Origin of the sequence: Turicibacter sp. T129 (assembly GCF_025594975.1) — a bacterium.
Lineage (GTDB): Bacteria > Bacillota_I > Bacilli_A > MOL361 > Turicibacteraceae > Turicibacter > Turicibacter bilis.
Window position 1 is genome coordinate 1 of record NZ_JAMQUU010000100.1, and the last position, 477, is coordinate 477.

The 477-nt window shown below is 34.6% G+C and carries 1 protein-coding gene; it reads right to left on the minus strand.

Annotated features, from left to right (window positions below; genetic code table 11):
- Positions 1-73 precede the first annotated feature (73 nt).
- Positions 74-477 (minus strand): IS66 family transposase (locus NEH75_RS12905; RefSeq protein WP_262948985.1); only part of this gene is annotated, 404 nt, incomplete at its 5' end.

A 477-nucleotide genomic window follows, 5' to 3' on the forward strand; every position in this document is an offset into this window, starting at 1 on the left:
GTAACTATTCAGCCTAGTAGAAAAGAGTATCACAAAAAGGAGTGCTCATTTAGTGAAGTACTCCTTGTGAATGTTATGAAAATTGAATCGTATTTCCCATTAAAATGGTTTCAATACTTTCGATAATATTTAATCCTTGCTTTTGACAAGTAGAGATGAAACCTCTGATTCGGGCGAAACAATGAGCACCTTTTTCTGTTCGGAAACATCCGGATATTTTTTGTTTAGTTTTAGTCATTCGGACATCACGCTCAGCTAAATTATTATCAAACGGAACTTCAACTTGATACAGAAATTCTAATACTTCTTCTTGTCGTTTCGATAAACGATTGAGTAATCGAACGGAATCCGTATTCTTTTCATGCAGTTTTAAAGGATTCTCACGGTAACCCTCTTCGATGATTTGTTGGTATCGTTTCTCAAACTCCTGTATTTTAGATAAGGGTAAAGGATATTCAGTCTCTTCTGAATAAGTTT